General features: G+C 68.8%; 21 protein-coding genes and 1 riboswitch. Of the genes, 10 read left to right on the top strand and 11 right to left on the bottom strand.

The window, feature by feature from the left end; translation table 11 throughout:
* From ACTHL9_RS17830 to ACTHL9_RS17785, 10 genes are all read right to left on the bottom strand, one after another.
* On the bottom strand, nucleotides 1-230 hold a 230-nt coding region (locus ACTHL9_RS17830), incomplete at its 3' end, for a copper resistance protein CopC (protein ID WP_440520608.1).
* Complete coding sequence (locus tag ACTHL9_RS17825) at nucleotides 230-973, bottom strand: YcnI family copper-binding membrane protein (RefSeq protein WP_440520607.1); 744 nt, start codon at nucleotides 971-973, stop codon at nucleotides 230-232. The genes ACTHL9_RS17825 and ACTHL9_RS17830, both read right to left, overlap by 1 nt.
* Nucleotides 974-1,064: 91 nt before the next feature.
* Nucleotides 1,065-1,649 carry a hypothetical protein gene (locus ACTHL9_RS17820; protein WP_440520606.1) on the bottom strand — a complete coding sequence of 195 codons (585 nt, stop codon included), beginning with the start codon at nucleotides 1,647-1,649 and terminating at the stop codon, nucleotides 1,065-1,067.
* Between the two features lie 106 nt (nucleotides 1,650-1,755).
* Complete coding sequence (locus ACTHL9_RS17815; protein WP_440520605.1) at nucleotides 1,756-2,829, bottom strand: YeiH family protein; 1,074 nt, start codon at nucleotides 2,827-2,829, stop codon at nucleotides 1,756-1,758.
* Between the two features lie 56 nt (nucleotides 2,830-2,885).
* Entirely contained in the window at nucleotides 2,886-4,136 is a 1,251-nt protein-coding gene (locus ACTHL9_RS17810; protein WP_440520604.1) for a magnesium transporter MgtE N-terminal domain-containing protein, read from the bottom strand.
* Nucleotides 4,137-4,186: 50 nt separating this feature from the next.
* Nucleotides 4,187-5,908, bottom strand: a complete 1,722-nt coding sequence (locus ACTHL9_RS17805) for an Nramp family divalent metal transporter (protein WP_440520603.1) — start codon at nucleotides 5,906-5,908, stop codon at nucleotides 4,187-4,189.
* Between the two features lie 217 nt (nucleotides 5,909-6,125).
* A riboswitch (M-box (ykoK) riboswitch) is annotated at nucleotides 6,126-6,296 on the bottom strand.
* 96 nt (nucleotides 6,297-6,392) lie between these two features.
* Nucleotides 6,393-6,827 carry a hypothetical protein gene (locus ACTHL9_RS17800; protein WP_440520602.1) on the bottom strand — a complete coding sequence of 145 codons (435 nt, stop codon included), beginning with the start codon at nucleotides 6,825-6,827 and terminating at the stop codon, nucleotides 6,393-6,395.
* A gap of 8 nt (nucleotides 6,828-6,835) precedes the next feature.
* Nucleotides 6,836-8,065, bottom strand: coding sequence for an ABC transporter permease (locus ACTHL9_RS17795; RefSeq protein ID WP_440520601.1), 1,230 nt, complete (start codon nucleotides 8,063-8,065; stop codon nucleotides 6,836-6,838).
* A complete protein-coding gene (locus ACTHL9_RS17790) occupies nucleotides 8,062-8,814 on the bottom strand; it encodes an ABC transporter ATP-binding protein (protein WP_440520600.1) in 753 nt (250 codons plus the stop codon). Before ACTHL9_RS17790 ends, ACTHL9_RS17795 begins: the two co-directional genes overlap by 4 nt.
* The gene (locus tag ACTHL9_RS17785; protein WP_440520599.1) at nucleotides 8,783-10,321 is read right to left on the bottom strand and encodes an HlyD family efflux transporter periplasmic adaptor subunit; all 1,539 of its coding nucleotides are present in this window, start codon (nucleotides 10,319-10,321) and stop codon (nucleotides 8,783-8,785) included. The genes ACTHL9_RS17790 and ACTHL9_RS17785 overlap by 32 nt, the downstream gene beginning before the upstream one ends.
* 188 nt (nucleotides 10,322-10,509) lie before the next feature.
* Between ACTHL9_RS17785 and ACTHL9_RS17780 the strand changes: the two genes are divergently transcribed.
* The 7 genes from ACTHL9_RS17780 to ACTHL9_RS17750 all read left to right on the top strand — a co-directional run bounded on the left by ACTHL9_RS17780 (nucleotide 10,510) and on the right by ACTHL9_RS17750 (nucleotide 16,945).
* Nucleotides 10,510-11,451, top strand: a complete 942-nt coding sequence (locus tag ACTHL9_RS17780) for an ABC transporter ATP-binding protein (protein WP_440520598.1) — start codon at nucleotides 10,510-10,512, stop codon at nucleotides 11,449-11,451.
* Nucleotides 11,448-12,326, top strand: coding sequence for an ABC transporter permease subunit (locus tag ACTHL9_RS17775; RefSeq protein WP_440520597.1), 879 nt, complete (start codon nucleotides 11,448-11,450; stop codon nucleotides 12,324-12,326). The genes ACTHL9_RS17780 and ACTHL9_RS17775 overlap by 4 nt, the downstream gene beginning before the upstream one ends.
* Nucleotides 12,327-12,344: 18 nt before the next feature.
* Nucleotides 12,345-13,637 (top strand): sensor histidine kinase, encoded by a 1,293-nt coding sequence (locus ACTHL9_RS17770; RefSeq protein WP_440520596.1) that lies wholly within the window; start codon nucleotides 12,345-12,347, stop codon nucleotides 13,635-13,637.
* The gene (locus ACTHL9_RS17765) at nucleotides 13,637-14,344 is read left to right on the top strand and encodes a response regulator (protein ID WP_440520595.1); all 708 of its coding nucleotides are present in this window, start codon (nucleotides 13,637-13,639) and stop codon (nucleotides 14,342-14,344) included. The genes ACTHL9_RS17770 and ACTHL9_RS17765 overlap by 1 nt, the downstream gene beginning before the upstream one ends.
* Before the next feature lie 62 nt (nucleotides 14,345-14,406).
* Nucleotides 14,407-14,871: a phage holin family protein gene (locus ACTHL9_RS17760; protein ID WP_440520594.1), complete on the top strand. Its 465-nt coding sequence runs from the start codon at nucleotides 14,407-14,409 to the stop codon at nucleotides 14,869-14,871.
* A gap of 42 nt (nucleotides 14,872-14,913) precedes the next feature.
* A complete protein-coding gene (locus ACTHL9_RS17755; RefSeq protein ID WP_440520593.1) occupies nucleotides 14,914-15,645 on the top strand; it encodes a glutamine amidotransferase in 732 nt (243 codons plus the stop codon).
* 22 nt (nucleotides 15,646-15,667) lie between these two features.
* Nucleotides 15,668-16,945, top strand: a complete 1,278-nt coding sequence (locus ACTHL9_RS17750; protein ID WP_440520592.1) for a M18 family aminopeptidase — start codon at nucleotides 15,668-15,670, stop codon at nucleotides 16,943-16,945.
* A gap of 3 nt (nucleotides 16,946-16,948) precedes the next feature.
* Here the strand turns inward: ACTHL9_RS17750 and ACTHL9_RS17745 are convergent, their stop codons facing one another.
* Complete coding sequence (locus ACTHL9_RS17745; RefSeq protein ID WP_440520591.1) at nucleotides 16,949-17,623, bottom strand: DUF1345 domain-containing protein; 675 nt, start codon at nucleotides 17,621-17,623, stop codon at nucleotides 16,949-16,951.
* Between the two features lie 307 nt (nucleotides 17,624-17,930).
* Between ACTHL9_RS17745 and rpsF the strand changes: the two genes are divergently transcribed.
* The 3 genes from rpsF to rpsR all read left to right on the top strand — a co-directional run.
* On the top strand, nucleotides 17,931-18,236 hold the full coding sequence (gene rpsF / locus ACTHL9_RS17740; RefSeq protein WP_138418148.1) for a 30S ribosomal protein S6: 306 nt from the start codon (nucleotides 17,931-17,933) through the stop codon (nucleotides 18,234-18,236).
* Between the two features lie 55 nt (nucleotides 18,237-18,291).
* The gene (locus ACTHL9_RS17735) at nucleotides 18,292-18,900 is read left to right on the top strand and encodes a single-stranded DNA-binding protein (protein ID WP_440520590.1); all 609 of its coding nucleotides are present in this window, start codon (nucleotides 18,292-18,294) and stop codon (nucleotides 18,898-18,900) included.
* Between the two features lie 66 nt (nucleotides 18,901-18,966).
* Nucleotides 18,967-19,173: 30S ribosomal protein S18 (rpsR, locus tag ACTHL9_RS17730; protein WP_440520589.1), on the top strand; the 207-nt coding region annotated here is incomplete at its 3' end.

Raw genomic sequence — 19,173 nt, 5'->3', positions numbered from 1 at the left:
CCGTCGGCCTGGTTCGCACCCGTGGCGTCTTTCACGAGGATCTCAGTCCCGATCGCGATGGGGGTGTGGTCGTAGGTGAGGACGATCGATGCCGGGACGGAGGCAACCGTGGACCCGTTGGCCGGGTTCGTCGATTCAAGGACGTCATGCGCTTGGGCGGCGCTCGCCGGAAGCGCAAGCGCAGCGGCGAGCCCGACGACAGCGGCCGCCCGTGCCCACAGCCTCCTCATCACTTGGCGGCCTTGCGGCGTCCGGCGAGGACCAGCGCGAGCGCTGCCGCGCCGAGGACCGCTCCGAGGCCTCCGAGGACCAGACCCCAGACGCCGATGACGTCGCTCGTCTGCGAAGCCGGCGTGGCCGTCGTCGTGCCTTGGGCCGCCGCCCCTGAGGCACTCGCGCTCGGTGCCGGCGTGGCGTCGTCGGCGGCCGTCGTCGTGAAGGACGGGGCGGGGTGCTGCGGCTCGGGCTGACCCTCCTGCGCGGTCTCGCTCCAGTTCACCACCGAGCCGTCCGTGTACGTCTGGACTGCGGGAAGCACCACCTTCGTTCCCGCGGCCGGCAGCTTGCCAACGGAGAGGGAGAACGTCTGGTACTGGTTCTGGCCGATCTCATGCTCGGCGTCATTCGCCGTCCACACCACGGAGGTTGGCGCCTTGGTGACGGTCGAACCGCCCACGGTGACGGGCTTCGGGAGCTCACTGGTGACGACCTGGGCCGTCCAGCCGTCGATCTGCTTGACCGAGACGGAGGTGAACGGGGTGTCAGTGGGCAGCTTGACCTCGAGCTTGTTCGTCTTGGCCGTCACTGACTCGTTCGGCAGGTTGAATGTGAGGTGGGTGTAGCCGTTGGCGCCGGTGTCGTCGGGGTTGACGGTCACGTGCGCGGAGGCGGCTCCGGCGCCCAGTGCGATCATCGCGGCGGTCGCGGCGGCGGTGCCGACCATCGTGAGGGTACGGCGGAGGGACTTCTTCATGGTTGCAGTGCCTTCTGTACTGACGGGCAGGGCTGTGCCCCGGAGGAGTTGAGGAACTTCGCGCGAGGGCGCGAGTGGGTTGAGGGCCGCCTCAGGCGACGGCGAACGGCGACGGCGGCCCGCGCCGTGTGGGCAGGCGCAGCGTGCGCCAGGCCGGAGTGAGAGGTTCCTCGGAGAAGGCCGGAAGGGCAGGAGTGGGGTGGGGGGCGCGTGCCGCGAGCAGTCGGACCAGGGGCGTCAGCCACGCGAGCAGGGCCCACAGCGCCTGCTCGCTGCGGGCAAGGATCAGCGCGGTCGCGATCGTGGCAACGACGTGCCCGACGAGCATGAGCACACTGTCCCCGTGGACGTGATCGCTCGTGCTCGGGGCAGAGAGCGCGGCGAGGAAATGCACGTGGCTCGCGGTGGGAGGGGGTGCGGCGGTCGCCGAGACCGAGAGGGCGTCGAAGGCCCAGTGCAGCCCCAGCTGACCCGCGCCCAGAATGCCCAACATGGTCGCGACGGAGATCTTGCGGCCCGCCAGTGCAATCGTGGGCACAAGGACGAGGGCGAGGATTCCGGCGACGACGAGTGGGTCGGGGAGCGCGCCGCCGCCAGCGAGGTGGGCCCCGGCGGCGAGGAAGACCGTCGCTCCGCCGACGACGGCGGCGCGGGCGAGCCTGAACAGGGCACGCATGCTCACACCGCCTTCCGTCGACAGGAGAAGCCCGCAGGAGGGCCACTCCCACTACTCTACGGATGGGCGCCGACACGTGGGGAATCGGCTGGGCACTTCGTGCGGTTCAGATCGTCTGCGTGACGGCCTGCAGGCCGAGGCTGGTGATGGCGACTGCGACCCACAGCAATCCGCCGAGCACGAGCGGCCGCGGGCCGGCCTTGCGCATCTCGGCGAACCGGAGGCTGAGGCCGATGCCCGCGAGGGCGACGGTGATGAGGAACGTCCCGAAGGCTGACAGCCCGGGATGCCAAGCCGGCGGAATGGCGCCGACCGTGTCGAGGCCAGCCGCGATGAGGAACCCGATGAGGAACAGCGGGACCATCCGACGCCAGGGCAGGCGAGCAGGGCCTTGACCGTTGATGCGTGCGCGGCGGGCTCGCAGGGCGGCCAGGATCATGACGATGGGGATGATCATGAGCGACCGCGTGAGCTTGACGACGATCGCGTACGAGGCCGCCCCGCCCCCGTAGCTCGCGGCGGTGGCGACGACCGAGGAGGTGTCGTTGACGGCGGTGCCGCTCCATAGGCCGAACGCGTGGGCGCTCAGCCCCAGCAGGTGGCCGATCGGCGGGAACAGGAGGACGGCCGCGATGTTGAACGTGAAGATCGTGCCGATCGCGTACGCGACATCCGACTGTTTCGGCTTGATCACGGCAGTTGTGGCCGCGATCGCGGATGCACCGCAGATCCCGGTCCCGACCCCGATGAGGGTGCGGGTATCAGCATCGAGTCGGAGCAGACGGCCGAGGAGGGCAGCGCCGCCGAGCGCCACCGCCAGCGTCCCGAGCATGACCGGAAGGGAGCTTCCGCCCACCTGAGCGATCTGCTGCAGGGAGAGTCCCGTTCCGAGGACCACGACGGAGGTCTGCAGCACGTGGGTCCCGGCGGCGCGGTAGCCGGCCCTCCACGCCTCGCCCCTGAGCGGACGGATGACCGTGGCCGCGAGCAGGCCGAGCAGAATGCCGAACACAGGGCCGCCGATGAGTGGCGCGACCTGTCCCAAGAGACTCGCGGCGAGCGCCACGGCGAAGGCGACCGCGAGGCCAGGGAGCGCCCGCACAAGGCTGGCGCGCCTCCGAGTCAGCTTCGACTCTGCCCCGAGTGAGGGTGGGCCTGAGGTCTCGCTGACGGAATTCACATATTCCACTTTGTACCCGAACCGTACCCGCCAGTAGGGGTCGATCGGGCATGGGGTCATGCTCCCGCGATATGACCCCTTCGGGACCAATCCTCGGGAATCGCGGCCTCGAGGGCGTCGTCGACCGTGATGAGCCCGAGGATATGGCGATCCTCGGAGAGCACGGGCATGGCAAGGAGGTTGAAGTCGGCCATGCGGGTGGTCACGTCGATGATGTCGTCGCCCGGGGACGCGACGACGACGCTGCGGTCGGCGACCTCCGAGAGCGTCTGCTCGGGGTCGGCTTGGACGGCATGGACCAGGCTCACTGCACCGTCGAGGGTGCCGTCCGGGGCGAGGGTATAGATGACCGTGAGGGCTTGCGGCTGGAGCAGGCGCGCGCCGCGGACGGCTGCGAGGGCATCGGCGACGGTCACGGTGGCGGGGAGGGCGAGGAAGTCCGTTCCCATGATCCCGCCGGCCGTGAGGTCGTGGTATCCCAACAGGCGCAGGACGATGCTGCGCTGTGGCTCGGGCAACAGGTCCAGGACGGGCGAGCGCCTCTCCTGGGGGAGGTCCATGAGGGCATCCGCTGCGTCGTCGGCCTGCATACGGCCGAGGACCTCGGCGACCTCGCCGTCCGAGCGGTCTTTGAAGAGCTCGGATTGGCGGTCGTCGTCGAGCTCCTCGAAGACGTCGGCCTCGAGTTCGGGGTCCTCGTGGACCTGGGCCAGGAGTTCGTCCTGCTCGTGTTCGGTCGCTTCTTCGATGATGTCCGCGATCTGGGCGGGCTTGAGCTCCGGGATGCGTCCCGTGGCGAGGCGGACCTGAGCCGATTCGGCGTGGCCGATCAGAGGCTCGAAGTCCTTCCAGTCCCGGGGCGGGTGGGCTGAGTGGCGAGGCCCGAGGCTGAGCCAGCGGCGCCGGTGGACGTCCAGGCCCGTCGCGGCCCAGCCGTCGAGGACGGGTGAGAGCTGGACGTCGTAGGCCTTGACGAATGCGACGCGGGAGACGTCGATGAGCCGGTGTCCCAGGACGTCCTCGGAGAGGAGGACCTCGCCTTCGCGGCGGCGGAACTCGCGCAGGTCCACGGTGCTCACGGCCAGCTGGATGCGCTCCGGGGTGAGGGCGGCGAGGTCGACGGCGGAGACGAAGACCCGCGTGCTCCCGACGGCGACGACGAGGCCTGTCACCAGGGGGTAGTCGTCTTCGCGAAGCCTGACGATCAGGTCCGCGAGGGTGCCCATGCGGTGCCCGTCCGAGTCGGTCACGGGCTGGCGCAGGAGGACGGACAGGGACAGGGAAGCAGTAGGTGCTGTGGCAGTCATCGGAGGCCTTTCGATGCAGGGAAGATGGTGAGATGCAGGGAGGACCTTGCTCAGGCGCCGAGCGCGAGCTGGACGACGCGGACGACCACCAGGACCATCGCCACGATCAGGTAGACCCACAGCACGCCGAGGCCGAGCCGGCGGGTCAGCGAGAGCTGCGGGCGCTCGAGCAGCGCCAGCGGCGGCATCCGCCAGGTGAGTCGCTGGGAGCGGTCGACGGCGACCGGAGCCTGGGCGGCGAGCCCGCCCCTGGCCCGGGCACGGATCCTGAGGGCGCCGACCACTGCTGCGGTGACGATGGCGAGGACGACTCCGCCGATGAGGATCCCGATGATGGCGTTGCCGTCAAGATCCGGGAAGAGCGTCGCCGCGGTGAGGACCACCGAGAGGATCACGAGGACCGCGATGACGATCGAGGTGAAGATGTTCATCGCCCTGCCGTTGACCCAAGGGCCCATGACGGCCTTGTCGTTGCACAGCAGCAACAGGAACAGGGTCGCAGAGGGCAGCAAGACGCCAGCCAGGACTTGGACGCCGACCGTGAGGAGCCCGAGCGGGCTGCCCGGGATGACGACGACGATGGCGGAGATGAGGATGATGCCCGCGAAGGCGGCGTAGAACCCCTTGGCCTCGCTCACCTTCCGGTGCAGGGAGTGCTTGAGCCCGAGGACGTCGCCGAGCGCGTAGGAGGTCGAGAGCCCGACAGCGGCAGCTCCGATGATCGAGGCGTCGATCAGGGCCAGGGCGAACAGAATGCCGGCGAGGTGGCCGACGTACTTGCCCAAGCCCTCGGCGACGCCTCCTGCGTCGGTGAACTGGCCGAACTCCGGTCGGCCGGCGAACGTGAAGGCGGTGAACGAGATGATGGCCCCTGCCGCGATCACCACGATGACGATCCCGATCCACAGGTCCGCCTTCTCGTACTTCATGTAGCGCGGGGTGATCCGCTTGTCGATCACGTAGGACTGCTGGAAGAACAGCTGCCAGGGGGCGATGGTCGTACCGACGATCGCGATGATCAGGAGCGTCACGTCCGAGATGCTGGAGCCCGCGGGCACGCTCGGGATGAGGAAGCCCTGGGCGATCTGGCCGTAATCCGGAGAGGACAGGAAGAAGATCGGCACGAGCAGCAGCGAGCCGAAAACCAGGACCATGCAGACGCGCTCGAAGCGCTGGAAGGAGCCCGTGCTCGTCGCGCCGACCACCACGAGGGCGGCAACGATCACTCCGGGAATCTTGGGGACCCCCAGGTATGAGAGGCCGATGCTGATCCCGATGAACTCGGTCACGATCGTGAGCGCGTTGAGGATGAACAGGTCGATCACGCTGAACGCGCCCCAGAACTTCCCGAAGCGCTCCACGATGAGCCGAGCGTGCCCGACCCCGGTCACGGCCCCGAGCCGGAGCACCATCTCTTGGTTGACGAACAGGACCGGGACGAGGAGCAGGAGCGTCCACAGGAGGCTCGTGCCGTAGTTCTGCCCCGCTTGGGTGTAGGTGCCGAAGGCTCCGGCATCGTTGTCACCGACCATGACGATCAGGCCGGGTCCGATGATGGCCAGAAGCGTCTTCAGACGCGTCTTCCAGCTCGACTGCGCTGAGGTGTCGTCGAGGCGGATCGTGCCGAAGGCACCCTGGATGTCGCCTACGTGGGCGGAGTCGAGCACGGCTGCGCCGTCCACGGTGGCTGGGCTCGTGTGGCTTGCCGCTTGCGGCTTGCGGTTGGTGGTGTTGGCGGGAACGCGGGCACGGTTCGATGAGGTCTTGATCATGGGGACCTGCTTCCTCCCGGCGGTGGCCGGGGATCGTGAAGCGGGCATGGCGAAGGGCCCGGGCTGGGGCCGTCGTCGGCATGCGGGTGGCAGGGAGGGGTGCTGAAAGAGTTCAGTCAGAAAGCGCGCAGGGAGGGAAAATTATCGCCGCTGGACACGACGTACCACCTCCTGAGCTCGTCTTCCGTGCCTCAGGAGTCCCCGGGCAGATGGCCCGGGTGCCCTTCCTCGTAAGACCTTTGGCACTTCGCGTCGTGACCCTCCAGGGAGGGAGCCAATCGGGGTTGCCCCTTGCATCCGGGGCAGCCTGTCCTGACCGGTGGCGTCTCTCGACGTTTAGGGTCGCTGGCTTGTTTCCGCGAAGGAGCCTCAGCTAACGAACGGCACCTTGCGCGCTCATTGTACACACCGAACCTCGGAGTGCAACCCCAATCAGAGCGCAACCCAGAATCGGATCACGTCTCAGAAAGCCCGAGGACCCGCGTCAGTTGCCCCCGGCTCCGCTCCCCGCGCCGCCGCCCTGGGTCGCGCGGTTGCGGCCGAAGCCGCCGTTCTGGCCTGTGCCGGCCCCGGACTGCCCAGTTCCGGCACCAGTCCCCGCCCCCGTCTGGCCCGCACCGCCGCCGGGGGTGAACTGCGCGAAGTTCCCACGCGTCGTCCCACCGGTCCGCGTGTCGACGGCCTTCTGGATCGCGGCTCCGCCGAGCGCGCCGGCCAGCACGAGGCACACGCAGACGAGGATCTTGGTGAAGCGCCCCAGACGGTACCGCGGGGCTGGGACGAAGGGCTCGTCGTCGTCCATCGTCGGGGCCTGCGCGGGCGCCGGGGCGCCCCACATCGGCGCGCCCCAGCCGGGAGCGGGCTCCGTCGTCGTGACGGGAGGCTCAAGGGCTTCAGTAGGTGCGGTTGGCTCAGTCATGGGAATCTCTATTCGTAGCGGAGCGCGTCGATGGGACGGAGCTTGGCGGCCTTGTTGGCCGGGTAGATGCCGAACACGAGGCCGATCCCGGCGGAGACGAGCACGCTCAGCCACACGGTCCACCACTGGACCTCCGGCTTGATCCCCGCGATCTCGAAGCTCGAGGCGCCGAACCCGATCAGGATCCCGACGATCCCGCCGAGGATCGAGATGATGAGCGATTCGACGAGGAACTGCAGCACGATGTTCCCTCGGGTGGCGCCGATGGCCTTGCGGATGCCGATCTCGCGTGTTCGTTCGGTGACGGTGACGAGCATGATGTTCATGACGCCGATCCCGCCCACGAGCAGGCTGATCCCGGCGACGGCGCTCAGCAGGATCGTGAGCGTCTGGGTGGTGGTGGTCGCGGTCGAGAGGACCTGGGCCTGGTTGCGGACCTGGTAGTCGCGGTTCGCGCTCGTGACCTGATGCCGCGCGTCCAGGATCTGCTGGATCTCGTTCTGTGCCTGTGTCATGACGTCCGCGCTCTTCGCCTGCACCTGGATGGAGGAGAGGCTGGGGGAGTAGCCGGTGAACTTGTCCTGCGCGGTCGTGTACGGGACCATCGCGACGTCGTCGGGGTCGTTGAGCCCACTCGTGCCCTTGGGCGCGAGCACGCCGGCCACCGTGAAGTTCTGCCCGTTGAGCGAGACGGTCTGGCCGACGAGGGTGGAGACATTCGCGGCGAGGTCCACGGCAACGCTGTTCCCGAGGACGACGACAGCCTGACCCGCGTCCGCGTCATTGAGCAGGCGGCCCGCCGCGGCGGTGAAGTTCGTGATGCCGAAGTACGCCGGCGTGGTGCCGAGGGTCGACGTGATCGAGTGGGTCGACGTGCCGAGCGTCGCCGTGACCGCCTGCGCCTGGACGACGGGCGCCGTCGTGGCGATGTCCGGTGCGAGCACGGGATCGTCGAGGGACTGCTGGTCCGCGAGCGTGAGGTTCGTGGACTGGGTCCGTGTTCCGGTCGCGCTCCCGCCGGTCGTCCGGCCGCCGGTGGCGAGGGCCCGGTTGACGGTGAGGACGTTCGTGCCGAGCTTGCCGATCTGGTCCTTGATCATGTTCGACGTCCCGGCCCCGACGGCCAGGAGCGTGATGACGGCGCTGATGCCGATCACGATCCCGAGCGTGGTGAGGATCGAGCGCATCTTGTTCGCGGAGATCCCGGACAGGGCGAAACGGACGGATTCGGCGATCATCGGACCGCCCCGGTGTCGGAGATGATGTTGCCGTCCTGCATCCGGACCACGCGCTCGGCCCGGGCCGCAACGTCGGCCTCGTGGGTGATCATGACGATCGTGCGTCCGCGGGCGTGCAGGGACTCGAACAGGTCGAGGATCTCCTCGGACGAATGGGAGTCGAGCGCGCCAGTGGGCTCGTCGGCGAGGAGGAGCACGGGCTCGGTGACCAGGGCCCGCGCGATCGCCACACGCTGCTGCTGTCCGCCCGAGAGCTGCGACGGCAGGTGCCCGGCCCGCGCCGAGAGGCCGACGGCGTCGAGCGCCTCGAGCGCGCGCTGGTGCCTTTCGCGCCGCGGCACCTTGCGGTACGCCAGCGGCATGGCGACGTTCTCGACCGCTCGGGTCCTGGGGATGAGGTTGAAGCTCTGGAACACGAAGCCGATCTTGCGGTTGCGGATCTGGGCCAGCTGGAACTCGTCGAGCTCGCCGATCTCGATCCCGTCCATCAGGTAGCGCCCGGAGGTCGGCGCGTCGAGGCAGCCGATGATGTTCATCATCGTCGACTTGCCCGAGCCGGACGCCCCCACGATGGCGACGAACTCCCCGCGCTTGATGGTGAGGCCAACGCCGTCGAGCGCCCTGACCTCGGCCTCGCCCTGTCCGTACACCTTGCGCACGCGGTCGAGGGCGATGACGGGCCGGGGTGCGCGCCGCGGCGCGGGCGCGGCCCAGGCGTCAGCGGCCGGTGCCGGTATTGGCGTTGCCACCCGTTCCTCCTCCGCCGAAGCCGCCGCCGCCCCCGCCGCCGAAGATCCCTCGCCCGCCCTGGGTCCCGGTGGTTCCCGTGTCGGTGCTCGTGGTCACGCTCGGGAGGACCACCTGATCGCCGTCGTTGAGCCCCGTGAGGACCTGCGTGCGGCCATTCGCGGTGATGCCGGTGGTGACGGCGACGGTCTGCTCGGCCCCGTTGCGCTCAACGGTCACCGTCTGGCGGTTCCCCGCCGTGGTGATCGCGAGGGACGGGACGATGAGCGCGTTGTCCGCCGTCGCCGTCGTCACCGAGATGTTCGCGCTCTCGCCGAGCCGCACGGCGGCGGGCGGGTTCGCGATGGAGACCGTGACCGCGTAGGTGACCACGCCGCTGGTCGTGGTCGAGGTGGCGGCGATGGCGATCACCGCTCCGGTCACGGGAGCGGCGTTGGCGTCCGGCTTGATGGCGGGGAAGGTGAAGGTCGCCGTCTGGCCGACCTTCATGCTCGCGACGTCAGACTCGGAGAAGCCCGCGACGACCTGCAGGTGGGCCGTGTCGGTGAGCGTCACGAGGCCGGACGAGGAGGACGACGACGAGCTGCCGCCGCTCGCGGCCGCGGCCCCGGTTCCGCCGCTCCCGCCGGTTGAGGAGGACGACGACGTCGCCCCGGAGCTACTGCCCGCCGTCGCCCCCACGACGGCGCCGCTCGCCGTGACCGTGCCGTCGGACGGCGCCTTCACCACGCAGTCAGCGAGGTTCTTCTGCGCGGTCTGAAGCGCGATCTGGGCCGTCGTGGTGTTGCCGGTAGCCGAGTTCGCCTGCGAATTCGCCGCCGAGTTGAGCGAGACCTGCGCAGACGAGATCTGCTGCTGGTCCTTGAGCGCCGTGGACTGCTGCTGGTTCTGCGCCTGGGTGAGCGCCTGCTGGTCCTTGGCCAGCTGCGCCTGCGCGGAGTTGAGCGCGTTGGCGTCCTGGGTGCTGTTGGGGTTGGCGGATGCCGTCGCCTGCGCCTGGTTGACCGTGGTCTGGTCGGCGTCGACCTGTTTCTGGGCGGTGGCGACGGCGTTGGCCTGCTGCTGGGCGTCGAGGCCCTGCGTCTGCTTTGCGTTGGTGAGCGCCTGCTGCGCCTGCGCCACGGAGTTGGCGGCCTGCGCTGCCGACTGATTGGCCTGCGCGCCGGCGGCGTCGAGCTGGGCCTGGGCGGAGTCGACGGCGTTCTGCGCGTTCGTGGGGTCGATGTCCACGAGCTCTTGGCCGGCCTTCACGGCCTGGCCGACGCTGACTTTGACCGAGGTAACGGGACCGGAACAGTTTCCCGCGCCCACGGCGGTCGTCGTCGTCGACGAGACGCTGCCGGACGCCGTCGCCGTCGCCTGCACGGAGGCGCGGCTCGCCGCGACGGTTCGGGAGCTCACGGTGCTGGCCGGCCTGGCGGTCGCGGTGACGGTCGCATAGGTGCCGCCCGCAAGCAGGATGGCGGCGGCTCCGAGGGCCGAATTGATCGCGACGGTTCTTCGATTCACGGCAGGAATGTAGTAGGCCTACCTATGCTTCTGCTGTGCGAGAGCAGGGATGCCTCCGAGTGCGACTCCGTGTGACGCTGACCCTTAGTCCTTGAGGAGGATGGCGGACCGCAAGGTTCATCCCGCCGACCGTCGCGTGGCCCTCCGGCGCGTTCTAGCGTGGAATCGTCAGCAACCAAGGAGGGGACATGATCCAGGCAGTCGACCTGGCGAAGGTCTACGGCGAGAAGACCGCCGTCGACGGTGTCACGTTCACCGTCGAACCAGGCCGCGTCACAGGCTTTCTCGGACCGAACGGCGCCGGAAAGTCCACCACAATGCGCATGATCATGGGGCTCGACGCCCCGACTCGCGGCACCGTCACCGTCAACGGGGCCCCCTACGCGCGGCACAACGCCCCTCTGCGGGAGATCGGCGCCCTGCTCGAGGCCCGCGCGGTGCACCCGGGCCGCTCGGCGTACGGCCATCTTTCGGCCCTCGCGGCTACCCACGGGATTCCGGCCAAGCGCGTCCACGAGGTCATCGAGATGACGGGTCTCGGCGCCGTGGCGAAGAAGAAGGTCAAGGGCTTCTCACTCGGCATGGGCCAGCGCCTCGGCATCGCGGCGGCGCTCCTCGGCGACCCGCAGGTCGTGGTCCTCGACGAACCGGTGAACGGCCTCGACCCCGAGGGCGTCGTCTGGGTCCGCAACCTGGTGAAGTACCTCGCGAGCCAGGGCCGCACGGTCTTCCTGTCGAGCCACCTCATGAGCGAGATGGCCCAGACGGCCGACCACCTCATCGTGATCGGCCGCGGCCGCATCCTCGCTGATGCGCCTATCGAGGACGTCATCTCGAGCCAGGGCAAGGCCCGTACCCGCGTGCGCACCGATCGGCCCGAGGAGTTCTCGCGCCTGCTCGCCGGATCCGGCGTCACCATCCAGGCCCCCGAGCACGAGGTCCTCGAGGTCTCCGGCCTCGACCCGCGTCAGATCGCCCAGACCGCGCTCGAGCACCAGGTCCTCGTCTACGAGCTGACCCCGCTTCAGGCATCCCTCGAGGAGGCCTACATGCAGCTCACCAAGGACGAGGTCGAGTACCGCTCCGGCGATGCCCGGACTCCCGCCGCAGCTCAGGAGGCAGCCCGATGAGCACCATGGAAACCCATCCGTTCCGCCACGCAACGGCCCCTCACCACGAATTCGGCCGCCCCAATTTCCTCCGCGTGCTCAACTCGGAGCGCATCAAGCTGCTCTCCCTGCTCTCCACGCGCATCCTGCTGCTGTGCGCCGTCGCGCTGCTCGTCGGCTTCGCCGCGCTTCAGGCCTGGGGCATCGGGCAGGTGACGACCACCGTGCGTCAAGGCGGACAGGCCGGTCCTCGAGCCGAGGCCCTGGACACGACCTCGGCCGTCCTGCACCTGCCCGCCGGTGGCGTCAGCTTCGCCCAGCTCATCGTCGGCGCGCTCGCGGTCCTCATGATCAGCTCCGAATTCACCACCGGGATGTCGCGCGCGACCTTCGCCGCCGTTCCCAAGCGGTGGCCGGTACTCACCGCCAAGGCCGTGTACGCCGTCGTCGTCGGTTTTGTGCTGACCTATGTGGGCGCCTACATCGGCGGCCTCGTCGCGCAGCCCATCCTCAGCAACTACAGCCTGCACCTCGACATGGCGAGCTGGGACGTCCAGCGGTTCATGCTCCTCAACGGGGTGTATGTCGCCGCCGTCGCGCTCATGGGCCTGTCCCTCGGTGCCCTCCTGCGGAACTCGGCCGGCGCGATTGTGACCCTCGTGGCGCTCCTGTTCGTGCTGCCGATCATCTTCCAGCTCATCCCGGGCGACTTCTTCACGGAGGCGCGGAAGTACCTGCCCACGAACGCCGCGGACGCGATGTTCGAGGCGGGCACGGCCAGCAGCCTGCAGAACGCGGCCTACCTCGAACCGTGGCAGGGCACCCTCGTCCTCGCCGCGTACGTGGTGGTGCTCCTCGGGGCCGCCTACACCACCCTGCAGCAGCGGGACGTCTAGGGCACCACAATTGATGCCATGTCAATGGACAGCATGTCCCGAGTGATCCGAACGGGAGGTGCGGCGCCTGCGGGCGGCGCGCCTCCCGTTGGGGTGCCCGCGAGCCTGGCGGGGGCAAGCCCGACTGTCGCGCTCCCGGCGCGGCGCGGCAGGCTGCGGCAATACCTCTACGAGCATCCGGTGGCGATGGACGGCGTCGTCGTTGCCATCAGCCTCATCCTTTCGCTCAGCGCCCTCGTCGAGACGGGGAGGGGCGGCCACTGGTGGCAGTTCGCCGTCGTGCTCCTCGCCCAGGCGGCGCTCATGGTCCGCCGACAGGCCCCGTGGCTCCTGCTCGCAGGGATCGTCCTCATGGACGCCGTCATCCTGTATGCCACGCCCGAGCTCGGCAGCATGAGCGCGGCCGCGTGGTTCGCCCTCTACGTCGTCGCGCTGCGGGTGAGGACGCTGTGGGCCCTGGTGGTCGCGCTCGCCGCGAGCATTCCCTCTGCCGCCTACTTCGCGTTCGCCTACAAGCCGGGGGAGCAGTTCCTCGCGGAGCACGGACCGTTCATCGGCCTGGTCGCATCAGTGTCCGTGATCCTCTCCAACCTCGTGGCGATCGGGGTCGGCATTGTGGTGCGGGGCAATCGGCTCCACCAGACGGAGCTGCGCGAATGGGCCATTCGCCGGGCCCAGCTGGCCTCGGTGCAGGAGCGCAACCGGATCGCCCGCGAGATGCACGACGTCGTGGCACATTCGCTCACCGTCATGGTGGCGCTCAGTGACGGCGCGTCCCGCGCCCTCGAACGCGACCCCGAGAAGGCGCGCGCCGTGCTCGGCGAGCTCTCGACGACGGGACGGGCCGCGCTCGCGGATATGCGCCGCGTCCTCGGTGTCCTGCGGGCGGACAGCGGCGCCGCCGGCCGCGAACCCACCCCCGGCGGACTCCAGGCGCTCATCGAGGGTTTCCGTGCTGCGGGGCTCCCGGTGGTCCTCGTCCAGGAGGGCGAGGCGCTGCCCGATGACGCGACCTTCAGACTGGCGGTCTTCCGGATCGTGCAAGAGTCCCTCACCAACGTCCTCCGCTATGCGCGCGGACTGAGCCGCGTCGAGGTGCGCGTGGCGCGGGAGGGCACGGCGGTCGGGATCCTCGTGGAGGACGACGGCGGCGCGGCCTCCGAGGGCTCCGCGACGGAGCTGGGAACGGGCGGAGGGATTGCCGGGATGCGCGAGCGCGCCGCGCTGTTCGGCGGGTCCCTGACGGCAGGACCGCGACCCGGTGGAGGATGGCGCGTGAACGCAGAGCTCCACTGGACGGAAGGCACGTGATGACGGCGACCCCCGCCGAGGGAAGGCCATTGCGCCTCCTGCTCGTGGACGATCAGCCGCTCCTGAGGGTCGGCTTCCGCATGGTCCTCGAATCGGAGGACGGCCTCGAGGTGGTCGGGGAGGCCGGCGACGGCGCCGAAGCCCTCCGCCTGACCCGTCAACTCGCTCCGGACGTGGTGCTCATGGACGTTCGCATGCCCGTCATGGACGGCATCGAGGCCACGCGCCGCATTGCCGCCTCGGAATCCTCGGCCCGCGTCATCATCCTCACGACGTTCGATCTCGACGAATACGCGTTCGCCGGACTGCAAGCGGGTGCCTCCGCGTTCCTCCTCAAGGACGTCGCGCCCGCAGAGCTTGTGCACGCGGTCCGGCTCGTGGCGAGCGGCGACGCCGTCGTGAGTCCGCGGGTGACCCAGCGGCTTCTGGAGACGTACGTGCGCTCGGCGGGCAGCGCCGTCGAACGCCCCGAAGCCCAGCCCGACCCGCTCCTCAAGGACCTCACCCCGCGGGAGCTCGAGGTGCTCCGCGCGATCTGCGAGGGACTGAGCAACGCCGAGATCGCGCATCGCCTCTTTCTGTCCGAGGCCACGGTGAAGAGCCACGTGCGGCGGATCCTCTCGAAGCTCCACCTGCGGGATCGCGTCCAAGCCGTGGTGTACGGGTACGAGACGGGCCTCGTGGTGCCGAGCAACCCGGACTACTGAGACTGCGCCCCTGTTTGGGGCGGCCTCGGGCGGGTAATGACCGGAACACAGCGAGGTGTGCCATGTTCCGCAAGAAAAACAGACTTTGGCCGTTCATTCTCAGGGTCGTTGCGAACGCCGTAGCGCTCTGGGTGGCAACGCTGATTCTGCCCGGCCTGAAAATCAACGCCGCGGCGACGACGGCGGCCGCAACCAAGGAAGCCGGACCAGATGCCGGCTCGGTCATCGGGGTCATTCTCGGATACCTGATCATCGGCCTGCTTTTCGGGGTGATCAATGCCCTGATCCGCCCTCTGGTCGGACGGCTGGCCCTGCCGGTCACGTTCTTGACCCTCGGCTTGTTCGCACTCGTGCTCAACGCCGCGATGCTCGAACTGACGGCTTGGATCAGCAAGTTCACGCCCGTGAACCTCACAGTCGACAAGTTCTTCTGGACGGCGGTCCTGGGAGCAATCATCATTTCCGTCGTCTCGTCGCTCGTCGGTGGACCGATCGGCGCCGGACGGAAACGCGCGAAGCTGGCGTAGGGCGGCTTCCCCTGCACTTGGGGCGCAGAGCAGAATGTGCCCATGCGGCCGTTCCTGCTCCTCGCCTCACGCGACCATGACGTCGTCGCCGACGACGAGTACCGTGCGTTCTGCGAGTACGCCGGCCTCACCCCCGGGGAGCTGGTGCGTGTGCGCGCTGAGGCTGGCCCGCTGCCCGCGATCCGGCTGGAGGACTACTCGGGCGTGATCCTCGGCGGCAGCCCCTTCACGGCGTCCGACCCTGAGGAGCAGAAGAGCGAGTGCCAGCGTCGTGTCGAGAAGGAGATCGGCACCCTCCTCGACCGCATCGTGGAGGAGGACTTCCCCTTCTTCGGTGCGTGCTACGGCGTGGGGCTTCTGGGGACTCACGAGGGCGCCGTCGTCGACCGCCGCTTCGGCGAGCCCGTCGGCCCGGTACGGGTCCAGCTGAGCCCGGCTGGCGTCGTCGACCCATTGTGCGCGGGGCTCCAGCCCTCGTTCGATGCCTTCGTAGGCCACAAGGAGGCGGTGCGGACGCTGCCGTCGAACGCCGCGCTCCTGGCCGGCTCCGCGTCGTGCCCCGTGCAGATGTTCCGATTCAAGCGGAACCTGTACGCCACGCAGTTCCACCCCGAGCTGGATCTGCCGGGCCTCGAACGCCGGGTCGACGCGTACCGGCATTCCGGGTACTTCCCGCCCGAAGAGGCGGACGCGGTCAAGGACCGCGCCCGCCGCGCCCACGTGCACGAGCCCCAGCGGATCCTGCGGAACTTCGTGGAGCGCTACGCGCGCTAGGGGCCTCGCTAAACTCGCCTTCATGCCTACCGCCGCGCACCGCCATGCCCTGGACCTCGGCCGTTTCGTGGTCGCCTCGCCGTCGAGCTTCCACGCGGCCCATGAGGGCGCTCGCCGGCTGGCGGAGGCCGGTTTCCGGGTGCTTTCGGAGGCCGACGACTGGCCCTTCGGGCCCGGCGGCTACGCTGTGGTGCGCGACGGCGCGCTCATCGCCTGGGTCATTCCCGACGGCGTGGGGCCCCTCACGGCGTTCCGCATCCTCGGCGCGCACACGGACTCGCCATCGTTCAAGCTCAAGCCCAAGCCCACGGCGGGTGCGTACGGCTGGCTTCAGGCAGGCGTCGAAGTCTATGGCGGCCCCATGCTCAACTCGTGGCTCGACCGGGAGCTTCGCCTCGCCGGCCGCCTCGTGATGCTCGACGGCGCCGAGCACCTTGTGGCGACGGGGCCCCTCCTGCGCTTTCCGCAGCTGGCAATCCACCTCGATCGCGCCGTCAACGACGGACTGAAACTCGACAAGCAGCGGCATATGAATCCCGTCTGGGGGCTCGGCGACGCGTCCCAGGCGGATCTGCTGGGGCTTGTGGCGCGCGAGGCCGGAGTCGACGCGGCCCAGGTCGGCGGCTACGACCTCGTGGTGGCGGACGCGCAGGAACCCTCGGTGTTCGGCGCCGACGGCGAGTTCCTCGCGTCGGGTCGCCTCGACAACCTGTCCTCGGTGCACGCGGGCCTGACCGCCCTGGCCCGGGTCCTCGACTCAGCCCGCGAGACGGCTATTCCGGTGCTCGCGGCGTTCGACCACGAGGAAGTGGGGTCGTCAACCCGCTCGGGCGCCTCCGGGCCCTTCCTCGAGGATGTCCTCGCGCGCATCGGCGACGGCCTGAGCGCGACGGCCACCGACCGGCGTCGTGCCTTCGCGGCCTCGTGGCACATCTCCGCCGACGCCGGGCACGCCATCCACCCCAATTATCCGGAGAAGCACGATCCCGCGAACCGCCCCGTGCTCAACGGCGGCCCCCTGCTCAAGATCAACGCGCAGCAGCGGTACGCGACCGACGCGGCGGGCGCCGCTCTCTGGGCCCGACTCTGCGCCGAGGCGGAGGTGCCGTATCAGGAATTCGTCTCCAACAACGATGTCCCGTGCGGCTCCACGATCGGCCCGCTCACCGCCACGCGCCTCGGCATCCGCACGGTCGATGTCGGCGTCCCGCTCCTGTCGATGCACTCCGCACGCGAGCTCGCTGGCGTGCAGGATCCGTGGCGGCTCGCGCTCGTCGCAGAGCGCTTCTTCGCAGGCTGACGCTTACCCGCCCTGATTGGCCAGCCCGATGACGAGGTTGATCGTGGCCGCGAGGATGACCGTCGAGAAGATGTAGCCCAAGATTCCCTGCTTGAGCGCCTCCGTGCGGATCTTCGTGGTGGTGAGGTTGGTGTCCGAGACCTGGAAGGTCATCCCCAGGGTGAAGCCGAGGTACGCGAAATCGGTGTACTTGGGCGGCTGGTCCTGATTGAACTCCACCCCTCCGGGCGGATTCTCCCCGTAGTACACCTCGGCGTAGCGGAGGATGAAGATGGTGTGCAGCATGAGCCAGGACGCCGCGACCACGAGGATCGCGAGGATCGCGAGGGTCAGTTTCGCGCCGCCCTTCGCCTGGTTGCCGGAGACCATCACCACGATCACGGCGATGATCGCGGCCGCGTTCGCGCACAGGATGAGGAAATCGCGGGTGGCCCGGCGGGGGTCCTCCTCCCGCGCGTGGTTGCGGGTCTGCTCCGCGTCCATCGGGAGGATCCTTCTCAGGACCCAGATGTCGTACAGCAGCGCCGCGGCTCCCCAGCCGGCCGCGGGCGCGTGCCACCAGGAGGAGAAGATGCCTGTCAGGACCGCGACGACGACGCCGACCGCGAGCATGGTCCACAGGCGGCGGCGGGCGGCAATGGCACGAGTCGTGCGGGTGGTCGGTGCTTGTGGCGTCATGGGCCGATCCTCGCACCGGCACCTTGAGGTGTGCTGATTGTCCTGCACACAGGGTTCGACGGCGTGTCGTCCACATAGCGGGCGGGATCACGAGGACGACGGCGGAGCGCGGCGTAGCGTTGAGGCCACCGGTGAGGAGGGCCGGCTCGGACAGCGGCTCGGTCGGACTGCCGGGATCCGGTAGGATAGTGAAGTCTGTGCGGCGGCCGGTCTCCCTCGGGGACTGCCCGGTCGCGTGGACAACGCTAATGAACCTCCTGTTGCGGAGAGACCGCAACCGCTTAGCCCAAAGGAGGTGGGTTCACACATGCGTCCTTACGAACTGATGGTCCTCATCGACCCCGAGGTCGACGAGCGCACCGTTCAGCCGTCGCTCGACAAGTTCCTCAGTGTGATCACCACCGACGGTGGAACCGTCGACAAGGTGGACATCTGGGGTCGTCGCCGTCTGGCCTACGACATCAAGAAGAAGAACGAGGCGATCTACGCCGTCGTCAATTTCACGGCTGAGCCTGCTACGGCCCAGGAGCTGGACCGCCAGCTCAACCTGAACGAGACGATCATGCGCACCAAGATCATCCGCCCCGAAGACCAGAAGGTTTCCGCCAAGTAGTTTGGCGCGATCCCTTCGCTCGTAAGAACGTCCACGACTCGGACCAGGAGGCAGCATGGCAGGCGAAACCACGATTACGGTCATCGGCAATCTGACGAACGATCCGGAGCTCCGGTTCACGCCGTCGGGCTCCGCCGTGGCCAACTTCACGGTGGCCTCCACGCCGCGCACCTTCGATCGCCAGTCGAATGAGTGGAAGGACGGGGAGACCCTGTTCCTCCGCGCATCGATCTGGCGCGAGGCTGCCGAGAACGTCGCAGAGTCCCTCACGAAGGGCATGCGCGTGATCGTGACCGGCCGGCTCAAGAGCCGTTCGTACGAGACCAAGGAAGGCGAGAAGCGCACCGTCATCGAGCTTGAGGTCGACGAGATCGGCCCGAGCCTCCGCTATGCCTCTGCCAAGGTCAACCGCACTCAGCGCTCCGGCGGTCAGGGCGGCAACTTTGGCGGTCAGGGCGGCAACATGGCCGGAGCCAACGCCGGGGGCAACTTCGGCGGCGGCGGCAACTCCGGAGGCTGGGGTGGCAACCAGGGTTCGCAGAACCAGGGTGGCTCCGGCGGCTGGAGCGGCGGCGGCGCGCAGAATGACGACCCGTGGGCAACCCCGGGCGTCAGCAATTCCGGTGGCTGGGGCAGCGGTCCCGACTCCGAACCGCCTTTCTGATCGACACCTATTCATCACCATCCCGTGGCATGACCACGGGCTCCGCGAGACAAAAGGAGCTCCACGATGGCCAAGGCTGAAATCCGCAAGCCGAAACCAAAGTCCAACCCCTTGAAGGCCGCTGACATCACCGTCATCGACTACAAGGACGTCGCCCTGCTGCGCAAGTTCATCTCGGACCGCGGCAAGATCCGCGCCCGCCGAGTGACCGGCGTGACCGTGCAGGAGCAGCGGAAGATCGCCCAGGCGATCAAGAACGCCCGCGAAGTTGCC

This window comes from Sinomonas sp., assembly GCF_051955515.1.
Classification (GTDB): Bacteria; Actinomycetota; Actinomycetes; order Actinomycetales; family Micrococcaceae; genus Sinomonas.
Note: the sequence above shows the minus strand (reverse complement) of the source record. Positions and strands in the feature narration are given on the sequence as shown.

Excerpts from the sequence above, each read along its gene's own strand:
- ACTHL9_RS17750 (WP_440520592.1), top strand. The coding sequence starts at position 15,668 with ATGCCTACCGCCGCGCACCGCCATGCCCTGGACCTCGGCCGTTTCGTG.
- ACTHL9_RS17820 (WP_440520606.1), bottom strand. The coding sequence starts at position 1,649 with ATGCGTGCCCTGTTCAGGCTCGCCCGCGCCGCCGTCGTCGGCGGAGCG.
- ACTHL9_RS17760 (WP_440520594.1), top strand. The coding sequence starts at position 14,407 with ATGTTCCGCAAGAAAAACAGACTTTGGCCGTTCATTCTCAGGGTCGTT.
- ACTHL9_RS17780 (WP_440520598.1), top strand. The coding sequence starts at position 10,510 with ATGATCCAGGCAGTCGACCTGGCGAAGGTCTACGGCGAGAAGACCGCC.
- ACTHL9_RS17775 (WP_440520597.1), top strand. The coding sequence starts at position 11,448 with ATGAGCACCATGGAAACCCATCCGTTCCGCCACGCAACGGCCCCTCAC.
- ACTHL9_RS17805 (WP_440520603.1), bottom strand. The coding sequence starts at position 5,908 with ATGATCAAGACCTCATCGAACCGTGCCCGCGTTCCCGCCAACACCACC.
- ACTHL9_RS17765 (WP_440520595.1), top strand. The coding sequence starts at position 13,637 with ATGACGGCGACCCCCGCCGAGGGAAGGCCATTGCGCCTCCTGCTCGTG.
- ACTHL9_RS17795 (WP_440520601.1), bottom strand. The coding sequence starts at position 8,065 with ATGATCGCCGAATCCGTCCGTTTCGCCCTGTCCGGGATCTCCGCGAAC.
- ACTHL9_RS17745 (WP_440520591.1), bottom strand. The coding sequence starts at position 17,623 with ATGACGCCACAAGCACCGACCACCCGCACGACTCGTGCCATTGCCGCC.
- ACTHL9_RS17800 (WP_440520602.1), bottom strand. The coding sequence starts at position 6,827 with ATGACTGAGCCAACCGCACCTACTGAAGCCCTTGAGCCTCCCGTCACG.
- ACTHL9_RS17755 (WP_440520593.1), top strand. The coding sequence starts at position 14,914 with ATGCGGCCGTTCCTGCTCCTCGCCTCACGCGACCATGACGTCGTCGCC.
- ACTHL9_RS17825 (WP_440520607.1), bottom strand. The coding sequence starts at position 973 with ATGAAGAAGTCCCTCCGCCGTACCCTCACGATGGTCGGCACCGCCGCC.
- ACTHL9_RS17735 (WP_440520590.1), top strand. The coding sequence starts at position 18,292 with ATGGCAGGCGAAACCACGATTACGGTCATCGGCAATCTGACGAACGAT.
- ACTHL9_RS17770 (WP_440520596.1), top strand. The coding sequence starts at position 12,345 with ATGTCAATGGACAGCATGTCCCGAGTGATCCGAACGGGAGGTGCGGCG.
- ACTHL9_RS17810 (WP_440520604.1), bottom strand. The coding sequence starts at position 4,136 with ATGACTGCCACAGCACCTACTGCTTCCCTGTCCCTGTCCGTCCTCCTG.
- rpsF (WP_138418148.1), top strand. The coding sequence starts at position 17,931 with ATGCGTCCTTACGAACTGATGGTCCTCATCGACCCCGAGGTCGACGAG.